This window comes from Klebsiella indica (assembly GCF_005860775.1).
In the GTDB taxonomy this organism is placed as follows: Bacteria; Pseudomonadota; Gammaproteobacteria; order Enterobacterales; family Enterobacteriaceae; genus Klebsiella; species Klebsiella indica.
The window spans coordinates 56042-77772 of record NZ_VCHQ01000019.1 but is presented as its reverse complement, the minus strand read 5'-3'; the positions used below and the strand labels follow the sequence as shown (position 1 = coordinate 77772).

Annotated in this window: 20 protein-coding genes and 1 pseudogene; 6 read left to right on the top strand and 15 right to left on the bottom strand. The window is 55.0% G+C overall.

Annotation, left to right across the window (positions count from 1 at the left end; all coding sequences use genetic code 11):
• Positions 1–21: 21 nt before the first annotated feature.
• The 5 genes from nrdG to treR form a co-directional block, all read right to left on the bottom strand.
• Entirely contained in the window at positions 22–486 is a 465-nt protein-coding gene (gene nrdG, locus FE839_RS15220; RefSeq protein ID WP_138361646.1) for an anaerobic ribonucleoside-triphosphate reductase-activating protein, read from the bottom strand.
• A gap of 264 nt (positions 487–750) precedes the next feature.
• Entirely contained in the window at positions 751–2889 is a 2139-nt protein-coding gene (gene nrdD / locus FE839_RS15215) for an anaerobic ribonucleoside-triphosphate reductase (RefSeq protein ID WP_138361645.1), read from the bottom strand.
• A gap of 432 nt (positions 2890–3321) precedes the next feature.
• On the bottom strand, positions 3322–4977 hold the full coding sequence (gene treC, locus FE839_RS15210) for an alpha,alpha-phosphotrehalase (RefSeq protein WP_138361644.1): 1656 nt from the start codon (positions 4975–4977) through the stop codon (positions 3322–3324).
• Between the two features lie 51 nt (positions 4978–5028).
• Complete coding sequence (treB, locus tag FE839_RS15205; protein ID WP_138361643.1) at positions 5029–6447, bottom strand: PTS trehalose transporter subunit IIBC; 1419 nt, start codon at positions 6445–6447, stop codon at positions 5029–5031.
• Positions 6448–6576: 129 nt separating this feature from the next.
• The gene (gene treR, locus FE839_RS15200) at positions 6577–7524 is read right to left on the bottom strand and encodes a trehalose operon repressor TreR (RefSeq protein ID WP_138361642.1); all 948 of its coding nucleotides are present in this window, start codon (positions 7522–7524) and stop codon (positions 6577–6579) included.
• A 327-nt stretch (positions 7525–7851) separates the two neighbouring features.
• Between treR and mgtL the strand changes: the two genes are divergently transcribed.
• A complete protein-coding gene (gene mgtL / locus FE839_RS25130; protein WP_221887633.1) occupies positions 7852–7905 on the top strand; it encodes a mgtA regulatory leader peptide MgtL in 54 nt (17 codons plus the stop codon).
• Between the two features lie 146 nt (positions 7906–8051).
• Positions 8052–10760 carry a magnesium-translocating P-type ATPase gene (mgtA, locus tag FE839_RS15195; protein WP_138361641.1) on the top strand — a complete coding sequence of 903 codons (2709 nt, stop codon included), beginning with the start codon at positions 8052–8054 and terminating at the stop codon, positions 10758–10760.
• Between the two features lie 336 nt (positions 10761–11096).
• Here the strand turns inward: mgtA and ridA are convergent, their stop codons facing one another.
• The 4 genes from ridA to FE839_RS15175 form a co-directional block, all read right to left on the bottom strand.
• Positions 11097–11483, bottom strand: coding sequence for a 2-iminobutanoate/2-iminopropanoate deaminase (ridA, locus tag FE839_RS15190; RefSeq protein ID WP_138361640.1), 387 nt, complete (start codon positions 11481–11483; stop codon positions 11097–11099).
• A gap of 133 nt (positions 11484–11616) precedes the next feature.
• Positions 11617–12078 carry an aspartate carbamoyltransferase regulatory subunit gene (gene pyrI, locus FE839_RS15185; protein ID WP_138361639.1) on the bottom strand — a complete coding sequence of 154 codons (462 nt, stop codon included), beginning with the start codon at positions 12076–12078 and terminating at the stop codon, positions 11617–11619.
• 13 nt (positions 12079–12091) lie between these two features.
• Positions 12092–13027, bottom strand: coding sequence for an aspartate carbamoyltransferase (pyrB, locus tag FE839_RS15180; RefSeq protein ID WP_138361638.1), 936 nt, complete (start codon positions 13025–13027; stop codon positions 12092–12094).
• A 35-nt stretch (positions 13028–13062) separates the two neighbouring features.
• Positions 13063–13167, bottom strand: coding sequence for a pyrBI operon leader peptide (locus FE839_RS15175; protein ID WP_138361637.1), 105 nt, complete (start codon positions 13165–13167; stop codon positions 13063–13065).
• Here FE839_RS15175 and FE839_RS24890 point away from each other — a divergent pair.
• Together FE839_RS24890 and FE839_RS15170 are read left to right on the top strand one after the other, a co-directional pair.
• Positions 13147–13221, top strand: a pseudogene (locus FE839_RS24890) (hypothetical protein); the annotation flags it as partial. The gene FE839_RS15175 and the pseudogene FE839_RS24890 sit on opposite strands and share 21 nt — an antisense overlap.
• A 141-nt stretch (positions 13222–13362) precedes the next feature.
• Complete coding sequence (locus FE839_RS15170; protein ID WP_138361636.1) at positions 13363–13815, top strand: YhcH/YjgK/YiaL family protein; 453 nt, start codon at positions 13363–13365, stop codon at positions 13813–13815.
• Between the two features lie 85 nt (positions 13816–13900).
• On the opposite strand, the gene argF is transcribed toward FE839_RS15170, so the two are convergent.
• Together argF and argL are read right to left on the bottom strand one after the other, a co-directional pair.
• Entirely contained in the window at positions 13901–14905 is a 1005-nt protein-coding gene (gene argF / locus FE839_RS15165) for an ornithine carbamoyltransferase (RefSeq protein ID WP_138361635.1), read from the bottom strand.
• Positions 14875–14970, bottom strand: coding sequence for a putative translational regulatory protein ArgL (gene argL / locus FE839_RS25125; protein ID WP_374043487.1), 96 nt, complete (start codon positions 14968–14970; stop codon positions 14875–14877). Before argL ends, argF begins: the two co-directional genes overlap by 31 nt.
• Positions 14971–15070: 100 nt before the next feature.
• On the opposite strand from argL, the gene rraB reads away from it, so the two are divergent.
• Positions 15071–15493 carry a ribonuclease E inhibitor RraB gene (gene rraB, locus FE839_RS15160; RefSeq protein WP_138361634.1) on the top strand — a complete coding sequence of 141 codons (423 nt, stop codon included), beginning with the start codon at positions 15071–15073 and terminating at the stop codon, positions 15491–15493.
• Between the two features lie 151 nt (positions 15494–15644).
• Positions 15645–16403: a tRNA isopentenyl-2-thiomethyl-A-37 hydroxylase MiaE gene (miaE, locus tag FE839_RS15155; RefSeq protein ID WP_138361633.1), complete on the top strand. Its 759-nt coding sequence runs from the start codon at positions 15645–15647 to the stop codon at positions 16401–16403.
• 38 nt (positions 16404–16441) lie between these two features.
• On the opposite strand, the gene FE839_RS15150 is transcribed toward miaE, so the two are convergent.
• The 4 genes from FE839_RS15150 to holC form a co-directional block, all read right to left on the bottom strand.
• Complete coding sequence (locus FE839_RS15150) at positions 16442–17464, bottom strand: alpha/beta hydrolase (protein WP_138361632.1); 1023 nt, start codon at positions 17462–17464, stop codon at positions 16442–16444.
• Positions 17465–17617: 153 nt separating this feature from the next.
• The gene (locus tag FE839_RS15145; protein ID WP_138361631.1) at positions 17618–18121 is read right to left on the bottom strand and encodes a GNAT family N-acetyltransferase; all 504 of its coding nucleotides are present in this window, start codon (positions 18119–18121) and stop codon (positions 17618–17620) included.
• 200 nt (positions 18122–18321) lie between these two features.
• Positions 18322–21177 carry a valine--tRNA ligase gene (locus tag FE839_RS15140; RefSeq protein ID WP_138361630.1) on the bottom strand — a complete coding sequence of 952 codons (2856 nt, stop codon included), beginning with the start codon at positions 21175–21177 and terminating at the stop codon, positions 18322–18324.
• Positions 21177–21620, bottom strand: coding sequence for a DNA polymerase III subunit chi (holC, locus tag FE839_RS15135; protein ID WP_138361629.1), 444 nt, complete (start codon positions 21618–21620; stop codon positions 21177–21179). Before holC ends, FE839_RS15140 begins: the two co-directional genes overlap by 1 nt.
• Between the last annotated feature and the right edge of the window lie 111 nt (positions 21621–21731).

The window sequence follows — 21731 nt, the reverse complement described above, 5'->3', positions numbered from 1 at the left end:
ATAAACGGTTGTGGCCAGCGGCTATCTCAGGTGGTGCACAACCTGGTTGCTACTGCCGCGCCAGATGAGCGCCGGGTCTTTGAGATCCTGCACAAATTTACCATCAACCAGCACGTTGATTAAATCCACCACCTGCATCTGGGCGGCGTTCAGTTCCGCCAGCTTATAGCCGGTCCACACCCAGATATCTTTGCCAGGGCACTTGGCGCGAACGCGCTGAACCAGTTTGAGGATCTCCGGTACGTTCTGCGGATGTAGCGGATCGCCGCCTGAGAGGCTAATTCCCTGGCGTTTGATCCGCGTATCGTTGAGATCGGCAATGATTCGGTCTGCCAGCTCGGTGGTGAACGGCAGGCCGGAGTTCAGCCGCCAGGTACTTTTGTTATAGCAGCCGGGGCACTCGTGCACGCAGCCGGAGACAAATAGCGTGCAGCGGGTGCCGGGGCCGTTCACGATATCTACTGGGTAGTACTGATGGTAATTCATTGTTTCCTCTTCTCATTTGACGCTGTAGCGGCGTTGGCTGCGCTCGTGCGCCCAGGTCACTTACTTCAGTAAGTCCCCCAGGACTTGCTCGCTTGCCGCCTTGCTACAACGCCAACTGATTTGAGGAAACCCATATAGTGGCGGTAGCCCTGGAGAAAAAGCGCTTTGCGGCGCGATGCGGGAGCGGCTCTTGAATGGTCAAACGGCTACTAATTGATCCCCTCTCCCCCTTGGGGAGAGGGTGAGGGGCTAAACCACCTGGAATTAACCGATCTGCCCGTTGCCCAGATGCTTCACGCGGCGCTTCACTTCTTCCTGCTTACCGGCATTGAACGGACGGGCGTCCGGGCTGCCGAGATAACCGCATACCCGGCGGGTTACCGATACGCGAGTCGCGTCGTGATTACCGCATTTCGGGCAGGTGAAACCTTTGCTGGTACACTCGAACTCGCCGGTAAAACCGCACTCGTAACACTCGTCGATTGGCGTATTGGTACCGTAATAGGGAACGTGCTGGTAGCTGTAATCCCAGACGTCTTCCAGCGCTCTCAGGTTGTGCTGGATATTCGGGTATTCGCCGTAGCAGATAAAGCCCCCGTTAGCCAGCGGCGGGTAGGGCGCTTCAAAATCGATTTTGTCGTACGGATTAACCTTTTTCTCCACGTCGAGGTGGAAACTGTTGGTGTAATAGCCTTTATCCGTCACCCCTTCAATCACGCCGAACTCAGCGGTGTCCAGACGGCAGAAACGATCGCAGAGGTTTTCGCTTGGCGTACTGTACAGGCTAAAACCGTAGCCGGTTTCTTCCTTCCACTGATCTACCGCTTCACGCAGACGGCGAACGATGGCGACGCCTTTCTCGCGCAACACTTCGCTATCGTAGATATGCTTGTTGCCGGACAGCGCATTGATGGTTTCATGGATGCCGATATAGCCGAGAGAAATCGACGCTCTGCCGTTTTTAAATATTTCGGCAACATCGTCGTCCGCTTTCAGACGCACGCCGCAGGCGCCTTCCATATACAGAATCGGTGCGACGCGGGCTTTCACCCCTTCCAGACGGGCGATACGGGTCATCAGCGCCTTACGCGCCAGCTGCAGACGTTCATCCAGCAGTTTCCAGAATGCCGTCTCGTCGCCTTTGGCTTCCAGCGCGATGCGCGGCAGGTTGAGGCTGATCACGCCGAGGTTATTGCGGCCATCGTGCACCTGCTCGCCATTTTCGTTTTCCCACACGCCGAGAAAGCTGCGGCAGCCCATCGGGGTTTTGAACGAGCCGGTGACTTTCACTACCTGATCGTAGTTGAGGATATCCGGATACATGCGTTTGCTGGCGCACTCCAGCGCCAGCTGTTTGATATCGTAGTTCGCGTCGCCGAATTTGTGGTTCAGACCGTCGCGAATCGCGAACACCAGTTTCGGGAACACCGCCGTTTTGCGATTTTTACCCAGACCGGCGATGCGGTTACGCAGAATGGATTGCTGAATCAGACGCGATTCCCAACGGGTGCCGAGGCCGAAACCAAAGGTAACGAACGGCGTCTGACCGTTGGCGGTATGCAGGGTATTCACTTCATATTCCAGCGACTGAAAGGCGTCGTAACACTCTTTTTCCGTACGCGAACGGGCATAACCTTCCGCATCGGGGATCTGCCACTCTTCAGCAATTTGACGATGCTTATTGAAGCTTGCGGTAACGAACGGCGCCAGCACTTCATCGATACGGTTAATGGTCGTACCGCCATAAATATGGCTGGCGACCTGAGCGATAATCTGCGCCGTTACCGCCGTCGCGGTAGAGATGGATTTCGGCGGTTCAATCTCAGCGTTCCCCATCTTAAAGCCGTTGGTCAGCATGCCTTTCAGATCGATCAGCATACAGTTGAACATCGGGAAGAACGGAGAATAGTCGAGGTCATGATAGTGGATAACGCCGCGTTCATGCGCCATAACCACGTCATGCGGTAGCAGGTGTTGACGGGCGTAATGTTTGGCGACGATGCCCGCCAGCAGGTCGCGCTGGGTCGGGATGACTTTACTGTCTTTATTGGCGTTTTCATTGAGTAATGCCGAATTGGTCTGCTCAACCAGGCCGCGAATTTCCTGGTTCAGACGGCCGCGCTTTTCACGTTGGCTATCACGGTCATGGCGATATTCAATGTAGGCGCGCGCCAGCTGCTTGTACGGACCGGACATCAGCTGATTCTCAACGGCGGTCTGGATCTCGTTGATATCAACCTGGGCGCGGCCCTGCATTTGTTGGCTAACGACTTCTGCGACGGTGGCGCAATAGTCTGCGTCATCGACTCCCGCTGCTTTAGCTGCACGTAGAATTGCATCATTAATGCGCTCTGACTTAAACGGTACTTTACAGCCATCGCGTTTCATCACATGCGGTGTCATGATCACTCCATACTTTTATAGAACAGGTTATCCACAGAGGCGGAAGGTCAACCAGCGTCCCGAGGCGCTATAGCTACTGCTGTTTTCCTCCGATCCTGGCCCTTTTTATCCACATCCCACCACCACCAACGAACGACGGGTTGTGGTGACATAATAGACTATTAATACAATATGTGGGGCCGGGTGGCATTTTAAGTTCTATATATAGTGCTTTGCATCAAAGATGTTTGCAATTTTATTGATGCAGGACAAAGTAAAAAGATGAGAGTACAGATGATGGGCGCTAGCGCTAAATGTAAATTTATCTGCTTATAAATTAAGCATAATTTGCGTCCGCTCGGGGAGCATGTAGATTGCAGGTAAAGGAATGGTCAAATTCAGGCGGGGCGGAGGGATCAGCATCCCCGGTAACATCGCTACCGGGGGCGCCACTTACTCCTGTAACCACCATACTGCTTCAAATGGACGCAGGAGCATGTCCGAGGGGCGATTGGCTGCTTCGGCATAGTTGCTCATTAGCACCTGCCATTCACCTGCTATGCCTTCCGCTCGCCAGGACTGGAATTCACGACTCAGGTTAGCGGCGACAACCAGCGTTTGCCCTTGCCATTGACGGCGATAGCACCATAGCGAAGGATGTGCTGGCAGCAAATCCTGGTAATCACCCCAGGTCAGTACCGGCGTGCTTTTACGCAACGTAATCAGCTGTTGATAGGTATAAAAGACCGATTCCGGGTCAGCCAGCGCCGCGTCGACGTTGATCTCACGATAATTATCGCACAGCGCAATCCACGGTTTGCCCGCGCTGAAGCCGCCGTTTTCGCCGCTGTTCCACTGCATTGGCGTACGGCTGTTATCGCGGGATTTGCTGGCCAGAATCGCCAGCAGTTGATCGGCGCTCTGCCCCTGGGCCGCACGTTCAATAAACATATTGCGGCTCTCTACGTCGCGATAATCGGTAATGCGCGTAAAGTGCGGGTTAGTCATGCCTATCTCTTCACCCTGGTAGATATAGGGGGTGCCCTGCATGCCGTGCAGCACCATCGCCAGCATTTTCGCCGCCGGGACGCGGTATTCGCCTTCGTCGCCAAAGCGGGAAACAATGCGCGGCTGATCGTGGTTACACCAGAACAACGCGTTCCATGCGCGATTGTGCATCCCCTGCTGCCAGTGGCTGAACAACGATTTCAGCGCCACATAATCCGGGCGCGCCAGCGTCCACTTCTCACCGCCGGGATAGTCCACCTTCAGATGGTGAAAGTTAAAGGTCATCGACAATTCGCCGCCATCCAGCGCCGCATACCGCTGGCAATGCTCCAGCGAGGTGGAGGACATTTCCCCTACCGTCATCAGATTCCGCGGTCCGAAAACATCGCGACTCATCTCCTGTAAAAATTCGTGCGCTCGCGGGCCGTCGGTATAAAAACGGCGGCCATCGCCATCCGTATCAGACGGGAAAGTCTGATCTTTGGAGATCAAATTGACCACATCCAGACGCAGACCGTCGACGCCGCGATCGGCCCAGAATTCGCAGACTTTTTTTAGCTCTGTGCGTAGCGCCGGGTTTTCCCAGTTCAGATCCGCCTGCTCCACGGCAAACAGATGCAGATAATACTGCTCGCTTGCAGCGTGCCACTGCCAGGCGTTGCCGCCAAATTTAGAGCGCCAGTTATTTGGTGGAGTGGTTGGTTCGCCGTCGCGCCAGATATAGAACTGGCGATACGGACTCTCTTTGTTAAGCGCTTCCCGGAACCAGGCATGCTCAGTAGAGGTGTGGTTAAACACCATATCCAGCACGATACGGATCCCGCGATTGTGCGCCTGCGCAACCAGTTCGTCGAAGTCGTCCAGCGTGCCATAGGCCGGGTCGATAGCGGTATAGTTGGCGACATCGTAGCCATTATCGACCTGCGGCGAGACGTAGAATGGCGTCAGCCAGATCGCGTCAATGCCCAGCTTTTGCAGATAATCAAGACGTGAGATAACGCCGCGTAGATCGCCGGTTCCTGTACCGGTGGTATCCTGGAAACTCTTCGGATAGATTTGATAAATAACGCCGTTTTGCCACCAGAGGGGAAGGGTATTCATTTCGCGTTCCTGCTACGACAAGGGGCGACAGCGCGCCCCGAAAATAAGAAGTCAGACAATCTGTAAGGTGCCCTGGCGGAATTTACGCTGATAGACGACCGTCGTCAGGATAATCGGCACCACCACCGCAATGGCCATCGCCAGAGCGTAGACCTGCCAGTAGCTCGGCTGAATGGAGAGAATACCCGGCAGGCCGCCGACGCCAATACCGTTGGCCATCACGCCGTTCAGTCCGCACAGCAGTCCGGCAAGACCGGAGCCGATCATCGCGCACAGCATCGGAAAGCGGTATTTCAGGTTGATACCGTACATCGCCGGCTCCGTCACGCCGAGATAGGCGGAAATGGCCGCCGGGACGGAGATTTCACGCTCGTTTTGTTTGCGGCTGGCGATGATGATTCCGACGACCGCTGACGCCTGGGCGATGTTAGACAGCGCAATCAGCGGCCAGACCGGCGTACCGCCCATGCTCTGAATCATCTGCATGTCGATGGCCAGGGTGGTCTGATGGACGCCGGTAATCACCAGCGGGGCATACAGGAAGCCGAACAGCGCGGCGCCAATCGGCGCGAAGCTACCGGTCATCAGATGACGCACGGCCCAGGCCACGCCGTCGCCAATCATGCGGCCAAATGGACCAATAAAGGCGTGGGCGAGGAATACTGCGAGGATCAGGGAACATACCGGCACCACCACCAGGTAGAGATAGTCAGGAACGATGCGTTTCAGGCGAATTTCGATAAAGCCGAGCGCCAGTCCCGCCAGCAGCGCCGGAATAACCTGGGCCTGATAGCCCACTTTGGCGATAGTAAACAGACCGAAGTTCCACACCTCCGGCACCTGTTGGCCCAGCAGATAGGCGTTCATCAGCTGCGGGGAGACGAGGGTGACGCCCAGCACAATGCCGAGGATCGGCGTGCCGCCCATTTTCTTCACCGCTGACCAGCAGATACCTACCGGCAGGTAGAAGAAGATCGCTTCGCCAATCAGCCACAGGAAGTCATAAATGGTTTTCAGCGACGGGTGCATCTGCGCCAGCGTCTGGCCGTTGCTCATCGGCAGATCGCCGATGACGTTACGGAAGCCCAGGATCAGGCCGCCGCTGATCAGTGCGGGCAGCAGCGGGAAGAAGATTTCCGCGAAGTGTGAGATGAGCTGTTCGTGCCACTTCATGTTTTGTCGGGCGGCTTTTTTGGCCTGCTCTTTATCTGCGCTGGCTTGCCCGGTGGTGGCCAGCAGCGCTTGATAGTAATCGCCGACATCGGTGCCAATCACCACCTGGAACTGCCCGGCGTTGGTAAAGCAGCCTTTCACCATGCGTAGCTGTTCAATCTCTTTTGGTCTGGCGATGGCGGGATTATTCAGCACAAAACGCAGACGGGTAATACAGTGGCTGACGGTGGCGATATTGTCGCGTCCGCCCACCAGTTCGATAAGTTTATCTATATCCTGCTGGTTAACTTTACTCATGATGAGGCCTCATGACCGGGAGGAGAGGTTGGGTATTTACTTGGGGCGGATCCTAACCGGTTCGCTTTAATTACAAAATGGGAACGTTCCCGAAACGCTGCGAAGATCACATAAATCGTGCAGACGGGCCTAATTCAAGATGGCGGGAATCACGATTTGACGAGGCGCTCTGCTCCCGGCGATCTGCTCGATCAACTGCCGGGCTGCCCGGCGTCCGGACTCGGCGTAGCCGGGATCGACAGTGATGATCTCTGGATGAAGAAATGTCATCAGCGGTGTACTGCCGACGCTGGCAAGCTGGAGATGGTCAATTCCCTGCTGCTGAAGATATTTGCAGGATCCAAGGGCGAGCATATCGGTGGCGCAGACCAGCGCGCTGGTCTCAGTCGTCAGCACGCTGGCGACGTTTTCATAGCCTTGTTTCATCCCCAGCCCCGGCAGGGCAGCAAGGGGGGAGAGATGCTTTTTCTCGCAGAAATGGATATAGGCCTGATGGCGGCGTTGCCCGGTTGTCACATCGCTATGCGGCACGCCGAGGAAACTGATATGGCGATGGCCGCGATCGTACAGACGCTGCATCAGCATGTTGATGGCCCCTTCGTCGTCATAGCAAACGGAGGCGATCCCCGGTGCATCGCGGGCCAGCAGCACCAGCGTCTCTCGCCAGGGAGTAAGCATCTCTTCATGAATACCGGTAAAGCCAAACAGCACTACGCCGTCAATATTGCGCCGGGCGAGTATGCCGAGATGCTCTTCAACCAGCGTTGGAGAGAACTGGCTCTCCATCATAATCGGATCGTAGCCCTGCTCGTAAAAGGCGGGCAGCATGGTTTGCACGGCGAGGTTTTCCGAATGTGAATCCAGACGGGTGACGATTATCGCCACCACCTTATCGCTCTGGCCGCGCATCGCTCTTGCAGAGCGCGAAGGGGAGAATCCGTGCTGCTGCATCACCGCTTCCACCCGTTCGCGGGTGCGCTCGCTAACGCCGCTTTCATTATTCAGCACTCGCGATACCGTCGATTTCCCGACGCCGCTTAAGCGCGCAATATCTTTGATGGTCAGCCGGTTTTGCATGCTGGGTTCCCGTTGTGATCCGCTTAAAGTGAGCCTAATGCTACTCAACGAAGCCACGTTGAGCAAAGCCTGGTTTACGTCTGGTTTAATGACACGAGGGTATTATCACCATAATAGCCCTGACTCGGTTATTGGTAGTTTTAGAGCCTATCCCACCAGGCGTTATTGGCGCAGACAGTTTGAACACGGCCAGCGCGGAAGAACCGGGCGTACACGTAGTACGTGAGGATTCTGAGCACTGCCCAGGTTCAAAATGACAAGCAAAATAGCCCTAATGGGATAGGCTCTTAGCATTCGTGTCGTTTGTATTCATTTACCGGAGATTTTATGGACCCTGATCCCACTCCTCATCCTCGATGGAGCCCCCTTTCTTTCCGGTAAACCTGTTTTGCGCCGCTTTACCGGAAAACGTAAAGCAGCGATGTCTTTGATGTCCTTGCCATAAAAATAACATGCCTGACAGGTAAGGTTTATGCGCGTCTGTCGGTGATGCTGCGTTCGTTCGCGCGAGCGCGGAGGGACTGTTTATGTTGAAAAATTTTACCCGGCAACTGTTTGCTCAGCTTAGCCGCCATTTACCGCGTCGTCTGGTACAACGCGATCCGCTACCTGATGCCCGTCATCTGGCGAGCGCGCCAATCCCGGATTCTCTCGGCAAGCAGTGCCTGAGTGTAGCAGTCATGGATGAAAATGCGCTCTGGCACGCTTTTGCCAGCCATCCGGAAGGGCTCAATGAAGGTGAAGTGGCGCAGAAAATCGCGCAGTATGGCGCAAACCACATCCCGGCGCAGAAGCCATCGCCGTGGTGGGTGCACCTGTGGAGCTGTTATCGCAATCCCTTCAACTTGCTGCTGACCGTTCTGGGTATTGTCTCCTACTCGACGGAAGATCTGTTTGCCGCAGCGGTGATCGCGCTAATGGTAGGGATATCCACGCTGCTCAATTTTATTCAGGAAGCCCGCTCGACCAAAGCGGCGGACGCCCTGAAAGCGATGGTCAGTAATACCGCGACGGTGCTGCGGGTGGTGAATGAGCAGGGCGAAAGCCGCTGGTGTGAGCTGCCCATAGACCAGGTGGTACCGGGAGATATCGTGAAACTCTCGGCGGGAGATATGATCCCGGCTGACCTGCGCGTCATTCAGGCGCGCGATCTGTTTGTTGCGCAGGCCTCGCTGACCGGGGAATCGTTGCCGATCGAGAAAGTGGCGCACACCCGTGACCCGCAACAAACAAATCCGCTGGAGTGCGACACGTTGTGCTTTATGGGCACGAACGTGGTGAGCGGTTCGGCGCAGGCCATGGTTTTCGCCACCGGCGGCGGCACCTGGTTTGGTCAACTGGCGGGGCGCGTCAGCGAGCAGGAAAGCGAGCCTAACGCTTTCCAGAAAGGCATCAGCCGGGTCAGTATGTTGTTAATCCGTTTTATGCTGGTGATGACGCCAGTCGTGCTGTTGATTAACGGCTATACCAAAGGCGACTGGTGGGAAGCGGCGCTGTTCGCGCTTTCGGTGGCGGTTGGCCTGACCCCGGAGATGCTGCCGATGATCGTCACCTCGACGCTGGCGCGCGGGGCGGTGAAACTGTCGAAACAGAAGGTTATCGTTAAACACCTTGACGCGATTCAGAACTTTGGCGCGATGGATATTCTGTGCACCGATAAAACCGGCACACTGACTCAGGATAAAATTGTGCTGGAGAATCACACGGATGTGTCGGGTAAGGTGAGTGAACGCGTATTGCACGCAGCCTGGCTGAACAGCCACTACCAGACCGGGCTGAAGAACCTGCTGGATACCGCAGTGCTGGAGGGGGTAGAGCTGGAGTCGGCGCGGAGTCTGGCGGCACGCTGGCAAAAAGTGGATGAGATCCCGTTCGATTTTGAACGCCGCCGCATGTCGGTGGTGGTGCAGGAGCAGGATAACGTCCATCAATTGATCTGCAAAGGGGCGTTACAGGAGATCCTCAACGTTTCTACCCAGGTGCGCTATAACGGCGAAATCGTACCGCTGGACGAAACCATGCTGCGACGTATTCGTCGGGTTACTGATACGCTGAACCGTCAGGGGCTGCGGGTAGTGGCGGTGGCGAGCAAATACCTCCCCGCCCGCGAAGGCGACTACCGGCGTGCGGATGAATCAGATTTAATCCTCGAAGGCTATATTGCTTTCCTCGATCCGCCGAAGGAGACCACCGCCCCGGCGCTTAAGGCGCTGAAGGCCAGCGGCATTACGGTGAAAATCCTCACCGGCGATAGCGAGCTGGTAGCGGCAAAAGTGTGCCATGAAGTGGGACTGGAAGCGGGCGACGTGGTGATCGGCAGCCAGATTGACGCGCTAAGCGATGATCAACTTGCCGGGCTGGCAAAGCGTACTACGCTGTTTGCCCGCCTTACTCCGCTGCATAAAGAGCGCATTGTGACGCTGCTGAAACGCGAAGGGCACGTGGTGGGGTTTATGGGCGATGGCATTAATGATGCTCCGGCGCTGCGGGCGGCAGATATCGGTATTTCTGTTGATGGCGCGGTGGATATCGCGCGCGAGGCGGCGGATATCATTTTGCTGGAGAAAAGCCTGATGGTGCTGGAAGAGGGGGTTATCGAAGGCCGCCGGACTTTCGCCAACATGCTCAAGTACATCAAAATGACCGCCAGTTCTAATTTCGGCAACGTCTTCAGTGTATTGGTGGCCAGCGCCTTTCTGCCGTTCTTGCCGATGCTGCCGTTGCACTTATTGATTCAGAACCTGCTGTACGATGTTTCCCAGGTGGCGATTCCGTTCGATAACGTTGACGATGAGCAAATTCAACAGCCGCAGCGCTGGAATCCGGCGGACCTCGGGCGCTTTATGATCTTCTTTGGGCCGATCAGTTCGATATTCGATATTCTGACGTTCTGCCTGATGTGGTGGGTGTTCCATGCCAATACGCCGGAACATCAGACGCTGTTCCAGTCCGGCTGGTTTGTGGTGGGTCTACTGTCGCAAACGCTGATTGTGCATATGATCCGCACGCGACGGATCCCGTTTATCCAGAGTCGTGCGGCCTGGCCGCTGATCGTGATGACGCTATTGGTGATGGTGGTGGGGATGACGCTACCGTTCTCGCCGCTGGCGAGCTATTTGCAACTGCAGGCGCTACCGCTGAGCTACTTCCCGTGGCTGATTGCCATTCTGGCAGGTTATATGACTCTGACTCAGATGGTGAAAGGCTTCTATAGCCGCCGTTACGGCTGGCAGTGAGCAGCGGGGAGTTGGGGACGAGCGTGAACCTGGCGAAAATAGCAAATGCCGCCGTTGATTTACGGCACATCCACCGAAAGGGGGCTTAACGGGTCTGTATTACAGCCGGAGGCTGTAATACAGATTGCTGACAAAGCGGGTTCTTCAGCAATTGCCGGCGGCGCTTCGTTTGCGCGAGCCGAAAAAAACCGACGAAAAACCGTAATATAGTGATATTGTTGCTCTCCCGGACCGGGTAAGGCGCCACCCGGCCCAAATTCCAGCACAATATTTAAATCCGGTTTGTCATCAGCCTTTTTTACAGCCAGAGGCTCTATTTTTTCACACTGTCGGCAATCAGCGGCGAATGGCGATTGCTTCGATCTCAATCTTCACGTCTTTCGGCAGGCGAGCGACTTCCACGCAGGAACGCGCCGGGAAAGTGGCGTTATGCTCGGTGAAGAACGCTTCATATGTGGCGTTAACGGTGGCGAAATCGTTGAGATCTTTTACGAAAACGGTAGTTTTAACAATATCGCCTACTTTCAGACCGGCTGCTTCAACGATAGCTTTCACGTTGTCCAGAGACTGACGCGCCTGAGCGGCAACATCTTCCGCTACGCTGCCGGTTTTCGGGTCTACCGGGATCTGGCCGGACGTGATGATCATGTTACCCAGATCGACACCCTGAACGTATGGGCCGATGGCTGCTGGTGCATTTTCCGTCGCAATAGTTTTAGACATGAGTTCTCCTGAATAACAGCATAATGAAGTCGTTATACAAACTTTTCTCGTTGCCGACAGCGCAACATGCAAAAAGATAAGATGCGGTAAACCCGACCATTATAGGCAGCCGGGTACGCAATACCAACCGCAATTAGTTAGCCAGGACCACATTATGTGAGAACTCTTTTTCACAATATTTGCACTTCAGCGCAATATCATTTTCACGTTTTTTTACCGCAAAGCTGGAAGCGACCGGCTCGGCATGGCTGATGCAGTTACTGTTCGGGCACACCAGTACATTGTTGATGCGTTCCGGCAGATTCGGGCGAGATTTGCCTACGACTTCATAATTATCGATACGGTTTACCGTTGCCTGCGGCGCATACAGGGATAGCTGGTTGACCTGTTCATCGGTCAGGAAGGTATTCTCGATTTTGATTAAATCTTTACGGCCCATTTCACCGGAAGGCAGGTTCAGGCCGATGGTGATGCGCTGATCCGTTTCGGTCAGTTTGAACAGGGTCAGTAGCTTAAAGCCGACCTGCGCCGGGATATGGTCGATAACAGTGCCGCGTTTGATGGCTTCAACCTGCAATTTATTGTCGTGTGTCATCTCTTTTTCCCCCTTACAGTGCCAGATCGCTATTCAATACCAGTGCCAGTAACGCCTGGCGGGCGAAGATGCCGTTCCCTGCCTGCTGGAAGTACCAGGCGTGCGGCGTTTTATCGACATCGGTGGTGATCTCATCCACACGCGGCAGCGGGTGCAGCACTTTCATATTGGCTCGTGCCCCTTCCAGGTCGGCTGCGCGCAGAACAAACTGTGCTTTAACGTTGGCATATTCTGACGGGTCAAGGCGCTCTTTCTGCACACGGGTCATGTAAAGAATATCGACCTCTTCTATCACTTCTTCAATGGCGCTATGCAGGCTCCAGCCAATGCCTTTTTCGTCGAGCATATCGAGAATGTACTGCGGCATCGCCAGCGCGTCCGGCGCAATAAAGTAGAAGCGGTTGCCGTTAAATTTGGCCAACGCCTGGGTCAGCGAGTGGACGGTGCGACCATATTTCAGGTCGCCAACCATCGCGACGTTGAGGTTTTCCAGACGGCCCTGGGTCTCCTGAATGGTGAACAGATCCAGCAGTGTCTGCGTCGGATGCTGGTTAGCGCCATCACCGGCGTTAAGCACCGGAATACCGCCGGAGAACTCTGTCGCCAGGCGCGCCGCGCCTTCCTGCGGGTGGCGCATGACGATGGCATCGACGTAGGTACTGATCACCGAGATGGTGTCGGCCAGGGTTTCGCCTTTTTTGCCCAGCGAGGTATTGCTGCTGTCTGAGAAACCCACCACGCTGGCGCCCAGCCGGTGCATTGAAGTTTCAAACGACAGACGGGTGCGGGTAGAGGCTTCAAAAAAGCAGCTGGCAATCACCTTATGCTTCAGCAACTCTGGCTGCGGATTGGCTTTCAGTTTGGCTGCGGTCGCCAGTACCCGTTCAAGGTCTTCGCGGCTGAGATCGTTTATGGAAATGATATGTTTTTGAAATAGCGGGTTAGCCATGTTTATCTCCTGACGCCTGGGCAAAAAAAAGCCCCTTAAATAAGGGGCTTAGAGACTTTATTGAGCAACGGAAAGAAAAACGCTACGCCAGCGCCTGTTTTCAGACGCGGTAAGACAGAATGTCGTACACAGTAGGTCATGCTTCCTCCCGGCAAATTGTCCGCGATTATACGCAGCTCAAATTTCGGATCAAGTGATTAATCCACAAACAAGTAAACGTTTGCCTGGATATTCCTGAGCTAACGCAAAAAACCCTTAAATAGGGGTGGCAGGGTAGCAGGAAGGGCGGTATAAAAGCGTAAAATGAAAAGCTGTTTTATATTTTAGGAGGCATTATGATCGCCGGAAACATCCACAATCTGCAACCCTGGCTACCGGAACAGCTGCGTCAGGCTATTGACTATATTAAAGCCCATGTTACCGATGCGACCCCGCTCGGTAAGCATGATATCGATGGTAATCGCCTGTTCTATCTGGTTTCCGAAGACATGACCGAGCCGTTCGAAAAGCGTCGTGCGGAGTATCACGGGCGCTATCTCGATATTCAGATCGTATTAAAGGGGCAGGAAGGCATGACCTTTAGCACCCAGCCTGCGGGCGCGCCGGAAACCGACTGGCTGGCGGATAAAGACATCGCGTTTTTGCCTGAAGGGGCAGAGGAAAAAACGGTGATCCTGAATGAAGGCGATTTTGTGGTCTTTTACCCCGGGGAAGTCCATAAGCCGCTGTGCGCCGTGGGGGCGCCAGCTCAGGTACGCAAAGCGGTCGTGAAGCTGCTGGTTGAATAAGACGTATTGCCGGGGGCGCGATGCAAAACGCCTCATCCGGCCTGCGGGAGTATATTCTGCAGACCGGATAAATAAGGCATTATCATTATTTCGCCAGCGTTGCCACCATCACCGCTTTGATGGTGTGCATGCGGTTTTCCGCCTGGTCAAATACGATGCTGGCCGGAGATTCAAAGACCTCATCGGTTACTTCCATTCCGCCGTGCAGGCCATAATCCGCCGCCATCTGTTTGCCGAGCGTGGTCTGATCGTCATGGAATGCGGGCAGGCAGTGGAGGAATTTCACCTGCGGATTGCCGGTCAGCGCCATCATCGCGCTATTTACCTGATAACCGCGCAACAGCGCGATGCGCTCTGCCCATTTCTCTTTGGCTTCGCCCATCGATACCCAGACATCGGTATAGATAAAGTCCGCGCCTTTTACACCCGCTGCAATATCTTCAGTCAGCGTAATATTGCCGCCGTTCTTTTGCGCCAGCGCTTTGCACTCTGCGACCAGGCTTGCATCCGGCCAGCATGCCTGTGGAGCCACCAGGCGTAAATCCAGCCCCGTCAGCGCGGCGGCTTCCAGCATGGAATTGCCCATGTTATTACGCGCATCGCCAGCGTAAACCAGCGTCATCTCATTGAAGGCTTTGCCCGGCAGGTGTTCCTGCATGGTCAGCAAATCCGCCAGCAGCTGCGTGGGGTGAAATTCATTGGTCAATCCATTCCACACGGGAACGCCCGCATATTCCGCCAGCGTTTCTACGATTTCCTGGCCGTGGCCGCGGTACTGAATACCGTCATACATGCGTCCCAGCACGCGGGCGGTGTCTTTAATGGACTCTTTATGCCCAATCTGGCTGCCGCTTGGCCCAAGATAGGTTACGCGAGCGCCCTGATCGTATGCGGCAACTTCGAAAGAGCATCGGGTACGGGTCGAGTCTTTTTCGAAGATGAGCGCGATGTTTTTGCCGATGAGATGCTGGACTTCAATATTGTTTTTTTTATCTGCTTTGAGTCTGGCTGCCAGCTCAAGCAGGGAGGTAATTTCGGCAGAGGTAAAATCGAGTAACTTTAAAAAGTGCTTCTGATAAAACGCTGACATGGTTTCCTCACATGGCTTAGGCCACTTACTGAATTAAAATTCACTTTATATGTATTAATATTCATTTGCAACCCCGTGCGATAAATCTTTCTCTCAGAAGGTGGAGGCAATCACGGCGGTATGTGACAATATGCAGTATCCGCGACATATTATGAGGAACAAGCCATGGCAAACCCGGAACTACTGGAAGAGCAGCGTGAAGAAACGCGTCTGATTATCGAAGAGCTGCTCGAAGATGGCAGCGATCCGGATGCGCTGTACACCATCGAACATCATCTTTCCGCCGATGATTTCGACACGCTGGAGAAAGTGGCAGTTGAAGCCTTCAAACTGGGTTACGAAGTGACCGAGCCAGAAGAGCTGGAAGTTGAAGAGGGGGAGATGGTTATTTGTTGCGATATCCTCAGTGAATCTGCGCTGAATGCTGAGCTGATCGATGCCCAGGTCGAGCAACTGATGACGCTGGCTGAAAAATACGACGTTGAGTACGACGGCTGGGGCACCTACTACGAAGATCCCGACGGGGAAGACGAAGAAGGTGATGACGACGAAGATCTTATGGACGACGACAACGGCATTCGCCACTAAGCATTTCTGCGTTGAAGTAAACGACGGCAAGGTATGCCGTCGTTTATATCCATCATCATTCACGTTGGCAACAGCACGCTGTTCATCCCGGAGCCGTGTTCTTTGCCGTCGCGATGTATCTGAATGATTGTGTGTGTAGCAAGGAACGTCAATGGATTATCCGCAAATACTCTCCCCGATCTTAGAATTTTTACATTGTCCGACGCCGCAGGCGTGGATCGATGAAGCCCGTAAACCGGAAAATCTCCCGCTGCTGCTGACGGACCATATGGTATGCGAGCTAAAGGCGGCGCAAAACGCCATGCTGCTGGTGCGTCGATATGTGGCGGATAAAGAAGAGTCGGATGAGCTTTTGGCCTGCCTGAAGCCCTATGAGGATTTCACCTGGCGACGCGGGTCAGAGCCTGATTTTGTCGCGCTGCATAAACAGATTAATAAAAGCGTCATGCCGCAGACCGACGATCCCTGGGGGCGTCAGCTACTCGACAGCATGATTTTGCTGATCAAAGAAGAGCTGCATCACTTTTGGCAGGTTCGCGAAATCATGCTTTCCCGTGATATCCCCTACGTCAAAATTACCGCCAGCAGCTATGCGCGCGGGCTGCGTCGGGAAGTGCGTTCTCATGAACCTGCGATGCTTATTGATAAACTGATTTGCGGCGCTTACATCGAAGCCCGCTCCTGCGAGCGTTTTGCCGCGCTGGCGCCATGGCTGGATGATGATCTGCAGACGTTTTATTTGTCGCTGCTGCGCTCGGAAGCACGCCATTATCAGGACTATCTGGATCTGGCGCAGCGGATTGCCGAAGATGATATTCGCGAACGCGTGCGCCAGCTTGGCGAGGCGGAAGCCGTGTTGATTAACACGCCGGAAACGGAATTCCGTTTCCATAGCGGTGTCCCGGCCTGAACGCTGACCGCCGTTTAGCCACGGCGGTCTGGTGTTCGCTACAGATTGGCGTTTTTATCTTTTTTCCCCGCAGTGGCGGCTTTCGGCGCGCCGAGAGTCGCTTTAAACCATTTCACCACGCGTTCAATAACCGGCTTCTGATACCAGTTATCATCCCCATGGTTTGCGCCTTCCAGCAACACGTAATCCGCCTGATTACCCTCCTTTTTCAGCGCTTCATAGAGTTGCTTACTTTGTACCGGCGAGACCAGCGTGTCAGCGCTGCCGTGCATAATCAAAAACGGCGGTTTCTTACCGTGAATATGGCCCATTGGGCTGGCGGCCAGCGCTTTCTGTTTATCGCTGTCGATGGTGGCTCCCGGCCAGTCGCGGAAGGCGCTACCGTTTACCAGTAGCGCCTCTGTGACAGCCGGCGACTGGTGCACTTTTTGTATCGCTTCCGGGAAGCCCTCGCCAATGTTCAGTAAATTCGAAATCCCGTACAGCGTCGCGGCGGCCTGGACATCGGAAGATTGTGCGAGATTGTCGCCACGGTCGAATGATTTATCGCCATTGGTCAGCGCCAGCATCTGCGCCAGATAGCCGCCGGCGGAGTCGCCCAGTACGCCAATGCGGGACGGGTCGATACCGTATTCAGCGGCATGCTCGCGCAGGTAACGAATCGCGGCTTTACCATCGACTACCGGAGCCGGAAAGGTGTCGGGAATCGTGCGGTATTCCGCCGCTGCAACAACGAATCCGGCCTCCGCCAGCGCCATGCGCATTTGGATAAACTTATGCCATGCTGAACCGGTGAATCCGCCGCCGGGGAAATAAACAATTGCCGGTTTCAGGTCGTCGTTGTATGGCACCAGCAATGACATATGCAACTGACGAACGGCTACGGTGCTTTTAACCTGGCTGTAAACAATATCGTTTAGCGCATCGATACGGCCCTGTGTTTTTTCCACGTGCATGATCTGGGCACCTTCGGTATTACCCGGAAGCGCGTTGGCATAGACGCTGGACACCATGCCGCCAAAAATCAGGCTGCTGGTCAGCAGGAAGGGGAGTTTTTTCATTATGTTCGATCCTGAGTAATGCCTGCCACGGTGGCAGGCTAAAAAATAGCGAATACTCAGACAGTGTATTAGCGAAAATTTACCGTGAATAATGCTCTTTTTGTATTAGATTGATGCAATTTTTCGATGAACCGGCGCGGTTGTTTCGGCGTGCTACAGCGTTTTTAACATTCTGACTTCGCAGTCAACATGTCCGGTGCAGCCCAGCGGGCCGTCGATATGCTTAAAGCCAAGGTGTTCATATAAACCAACCGCTTCTTTAAGGAAGGCGGTGGTTTCCAGATAGCAGCGTTTGAATCCCTGTTCGCGGGCGTGATCCAATGCCATCAGCGCCAGCTTCTTTGCCAGCCCGTGGCCGCGTGCAGAGGCCATAAAATACATTTTTTGTAGCTCGCAAATATCGGGCTCGCTACAGGTCAGAGGCGCAATTCCGCCACCGCCAACGACCAGGCCATTTTGTTCGGCTACCCAATAGGCAGAGCCCGGCTGGCTGTACAACTGGAAAAGCTCATCCAGATTCGGGTCGGCCACCGTATAGCCTTTATCGGGGGTTAAGCCATATTCAGCGGAAACCTGGCGGATAACGCTGGCAATGGCGGGGTTATCGTCAGCGGTGATTCGACGCAATGTCGCCGCAACCGGTGAAATCACACTCATAGCGAAACTCATGACATAAATGGCTGAACATATGCAGTTAATAACACTGCCGGGAGGGGGAGTGCAAGCGACGATAATTCAGGCGGTTGGAAGCGTAACGCGGATAACCCGGAGTCGGCGCTGCTGCGTCTTGTCCGGGCTACCCGAAACCGTAGGCCGGATAAGCGTAGCGCCATCCGGCAAACAGTCTGGTACGATCTTTACAGCGCGGCGATAACCGCCTGCTGCTCAATCAGCTTCGCTTTCGCTTCCGCGTAGCCTTCCAGTTTCTCACGCTCTTTGGCGATCACCGCTTCCGGCGCGCGGGCGACAAAACCTTCGTTCGCCAGTTTGCCCGAAATACGGCCAATTTCCGCTTCGACCTTCGCCACTTCTTTCGCCAGACGCGCCAGCTCGGCTTCTTTGTCGATAAGACCGGCCATCGGGATCAGCAGTTCGGCTCCGTCGATGATTTTGGTCACGGAAACCGGCCCTTTGTCATCGGCTGGCAGCACGGTGATGCTTTCCAGACGCGCCAGGTTCAGCAGGAAGCTGCGGTTGTCGTTGACGCGACGAATCGCCGCCTCGCTGCAACCACGCAGCAGCAGCGCCAGCGGTTTACCCGGCGCGATGTTCATTTCCGCACGGATGTTACGCACCGCAACGATCGCCTGCTTCAGCCATTCGGTATCGGCCAGGGCGGCTTCATCCACCTGGGAGGCATCGTACTGCGGGAACGGCTGTAGCATGATGGTGTCGGCGGTAATGCCGGAAATCACTTTCACACGCTGCCAGATGGTTTCGGTGATGAACGGGATGATCGGGTGCGCCAGGCGCAGCAGACCTTCCAGCACGGTGACCAGCGTGTTGCGGGTGCCGCGCAGTTCTGCTTCAGAGCCGCCGTTCATGACCGGCTTGGTCAGCTCCAGATACCAGTCGCAGAACTGGTTCCAGGTGAACTCGTACAGAATGCCCGCTGCGATATCGAAGCGGAAGCTGTCCAGCGCTTCGCGGTACGTTTTGATGGTCTGATTGAATTCCGCCAGGATCCAGCGATCCGCCAGCGACAGGGTCATCTCGCCGCCGTTGAAGCCGCAATCCTGATCTTCGGTATTCATCAGCACAAAGCGGCTGGCGTTCCACAGCTTATTACAGAAGTTACGGTAGCCTTCCAGACGCTTCATATCCCAGTTGATGTCGCGGCCGGTAGAGGCCAGCGCCGCCAGGGTGAAGCGCAGAGCGTCGGTGCCGTGCGGCTCAATACCGTTCGGGAACTGCTTCTCAGTACGTTTGGCGATTTTTTCCGCCAGCTGCGGCTGCATCATATTGCCGGTACGTTTTTCCAGCAGCTCCGGCAGGGAAATACCGTCAACCATATCCAGCGGGTCGATAACGTTACCCTTGGATTTGGACATTTTCTGCCCTTCGTCATCGCGAATCAGACCGGTCATATAGACGGTCTTGAACGGCACCTGCGGCTTGCCGTTTTCATCTTTGATGAAGTGCATGGTCATCATGATCATGCGGGCAATCCAGAAGAAGATAATGTCGAAACCGGAGACCATCACGCTGGTGGGGTGGAACTGACGCAGCGCGTCGGTGTTTTCCGGCCAGCCGAGCGTCGAGAAGGTCCACAGCGCGGAGGAGAACCAGGTGTCCAGTACGTCGTCGTCCTGGCGCAGGGCAACGTCGGCGCTCAGGTTGTTTTCCTGACGCACTTCGTCTTCGCTGCGGCCAACGTAGACGTTGCCGTCGTTGTCATACCATGCCGGGATGCGATGGCCCCACCACAGCTGACGGGAGATACACCAGTCCTGAATATCGCGCATCCAGGAGAAGTACATGTTTTCGTACTGTTTTGGCACGAACTGGATATCGCCGTTCTCAACCGCTTCCACCGCCGGTTTTGCCAGCACGTCGGCACGCACGTACCACTGGTCGGTCAGCATCGGTTCGATAACCACGCCGCCGCGGTCACCGTACGGTACGGTCAGATCGTGCGGTTTAATCTCTTCCAGCAGGCCGAGGGCATCGATAGCGGCAACCACCGCTTTACGTGCGGCAAAGCGCTCCAGCTTCTGGAATTCCGCCGGAATGTCGCTGGAGTAGACGTCGGACTCTTCGCCTTTGGTGTCATACACTTCCGCAGTTTCGCGGATATCGCCATCAAAGGTGAAGATGTTGATCATTGGCAGGGCATGACGACGGCCCACTTCATAGTCGTTAAAGTCGTGCGCTGGGGTGATCTTCACACAGCCGGTGCCTTTTTCCATATCGGCATGTTCATCACCGACGATCGGAATGCGGCGGTCAACCAGCGGCAGAATGACGTATTTGCCGATCAGGTCTTTATAGCGCGGATCTTCCGGGTTGACGGCCACACCGGTATCGCCCAGCAGGGTTTCCGGACGGGTGGTGGCGACCACCAGGTAATCTTTACCGTCTGCGGTTTTCGCACCGTCAGCCAGCGGGTAGCGGATGTGCCACATGGAGCCTTTGGACTCGCGGTTTTCCACTTCCAGGTCAGAGATAGCGGTGCGCAGTTTCGGGTCCCAGTTGACCAGACGCTTGCCGCGGTAGATCAGATCTTCTTTGTACAGGCGGACAAACACTTCTTTCACCGCGTTGGACAGGCCTTCGTCCATGGTGAAGCGCTCGCGCGCCCAGTCTACGGAGTTACCCAGACGGCGCATCTGACGGGTAATGGTGCCGCCGGATTCCGCTTTCCACTGCCAGATTTTGTCGATGAAGGCATCACGCCCGTAATCATGGCGGGTTTTACCCTCTTCGGCGGCAATTTTGCGCTCAACCACCATCTGGGTTGCGATCCCCGCGTGGTCGGTACCGACCTGCCACAGGGTGTTTTTACCCTGCATGCGCTGGTAGCGGATCAGGGTATCCATAATGGTTTGCTGAAAGGCATGACCCATATGCAAACTGCCGGTGACGTTCGGCGGCGGGATCATGATGCAGAAGCTTTCCTGGCTTTCGTCGCCATTGGGTTTGAAATAGCCCTGCTTTTCCCAGTGCTCGTAAAGCGGCTGTTCGATATCTTGGGGGTTGTATGTCTTTTCCATTATTTCCAGGTTGCCGTGTTCAGGTTGAAACCAGCCATGCGGTACGCTTTATAGCGTTCGCGCGCCAGTTGCTTCAAAGAATCTTCATAGGGGACGAAGTCTATCACTTCTGTGAAAGCGGTGGCAAAATCTGCAAAGTTTAGCCGCAGGCTGATCAGAATATCCCGCGGGCTGCTGTTGCGTTTCTGCGGCCAGGCGATCTCCACTGGTGCACCGCCTGCAGGGCCTTCTCCCGACAGATTATGCGGAACAAAACTCTCCGGCGGTCTTGCCCACAGCGCTTCATCCAGGCGGATGGCCTGTTGGTCGTCTTCACAGGCAATCAGCACGCGTTTACCACTGCGCCAACGTTCTGCGGCAATGTCGCACACCAGTTGTTCAACGGCGCTCAGGCCATCAACGATGGTGTCATTGTCCAGAATATAGAACGTTGTATTCTTCATATATGGGGCTTCTTGTTGTGGATTTAAATGCAAAGCCGGGTGGCGCTACGCTTACCCGGCCTACAAACGGCATTTTTCCGTAGGCCCGGTAAGCGTAGCGCCACCGGGCAT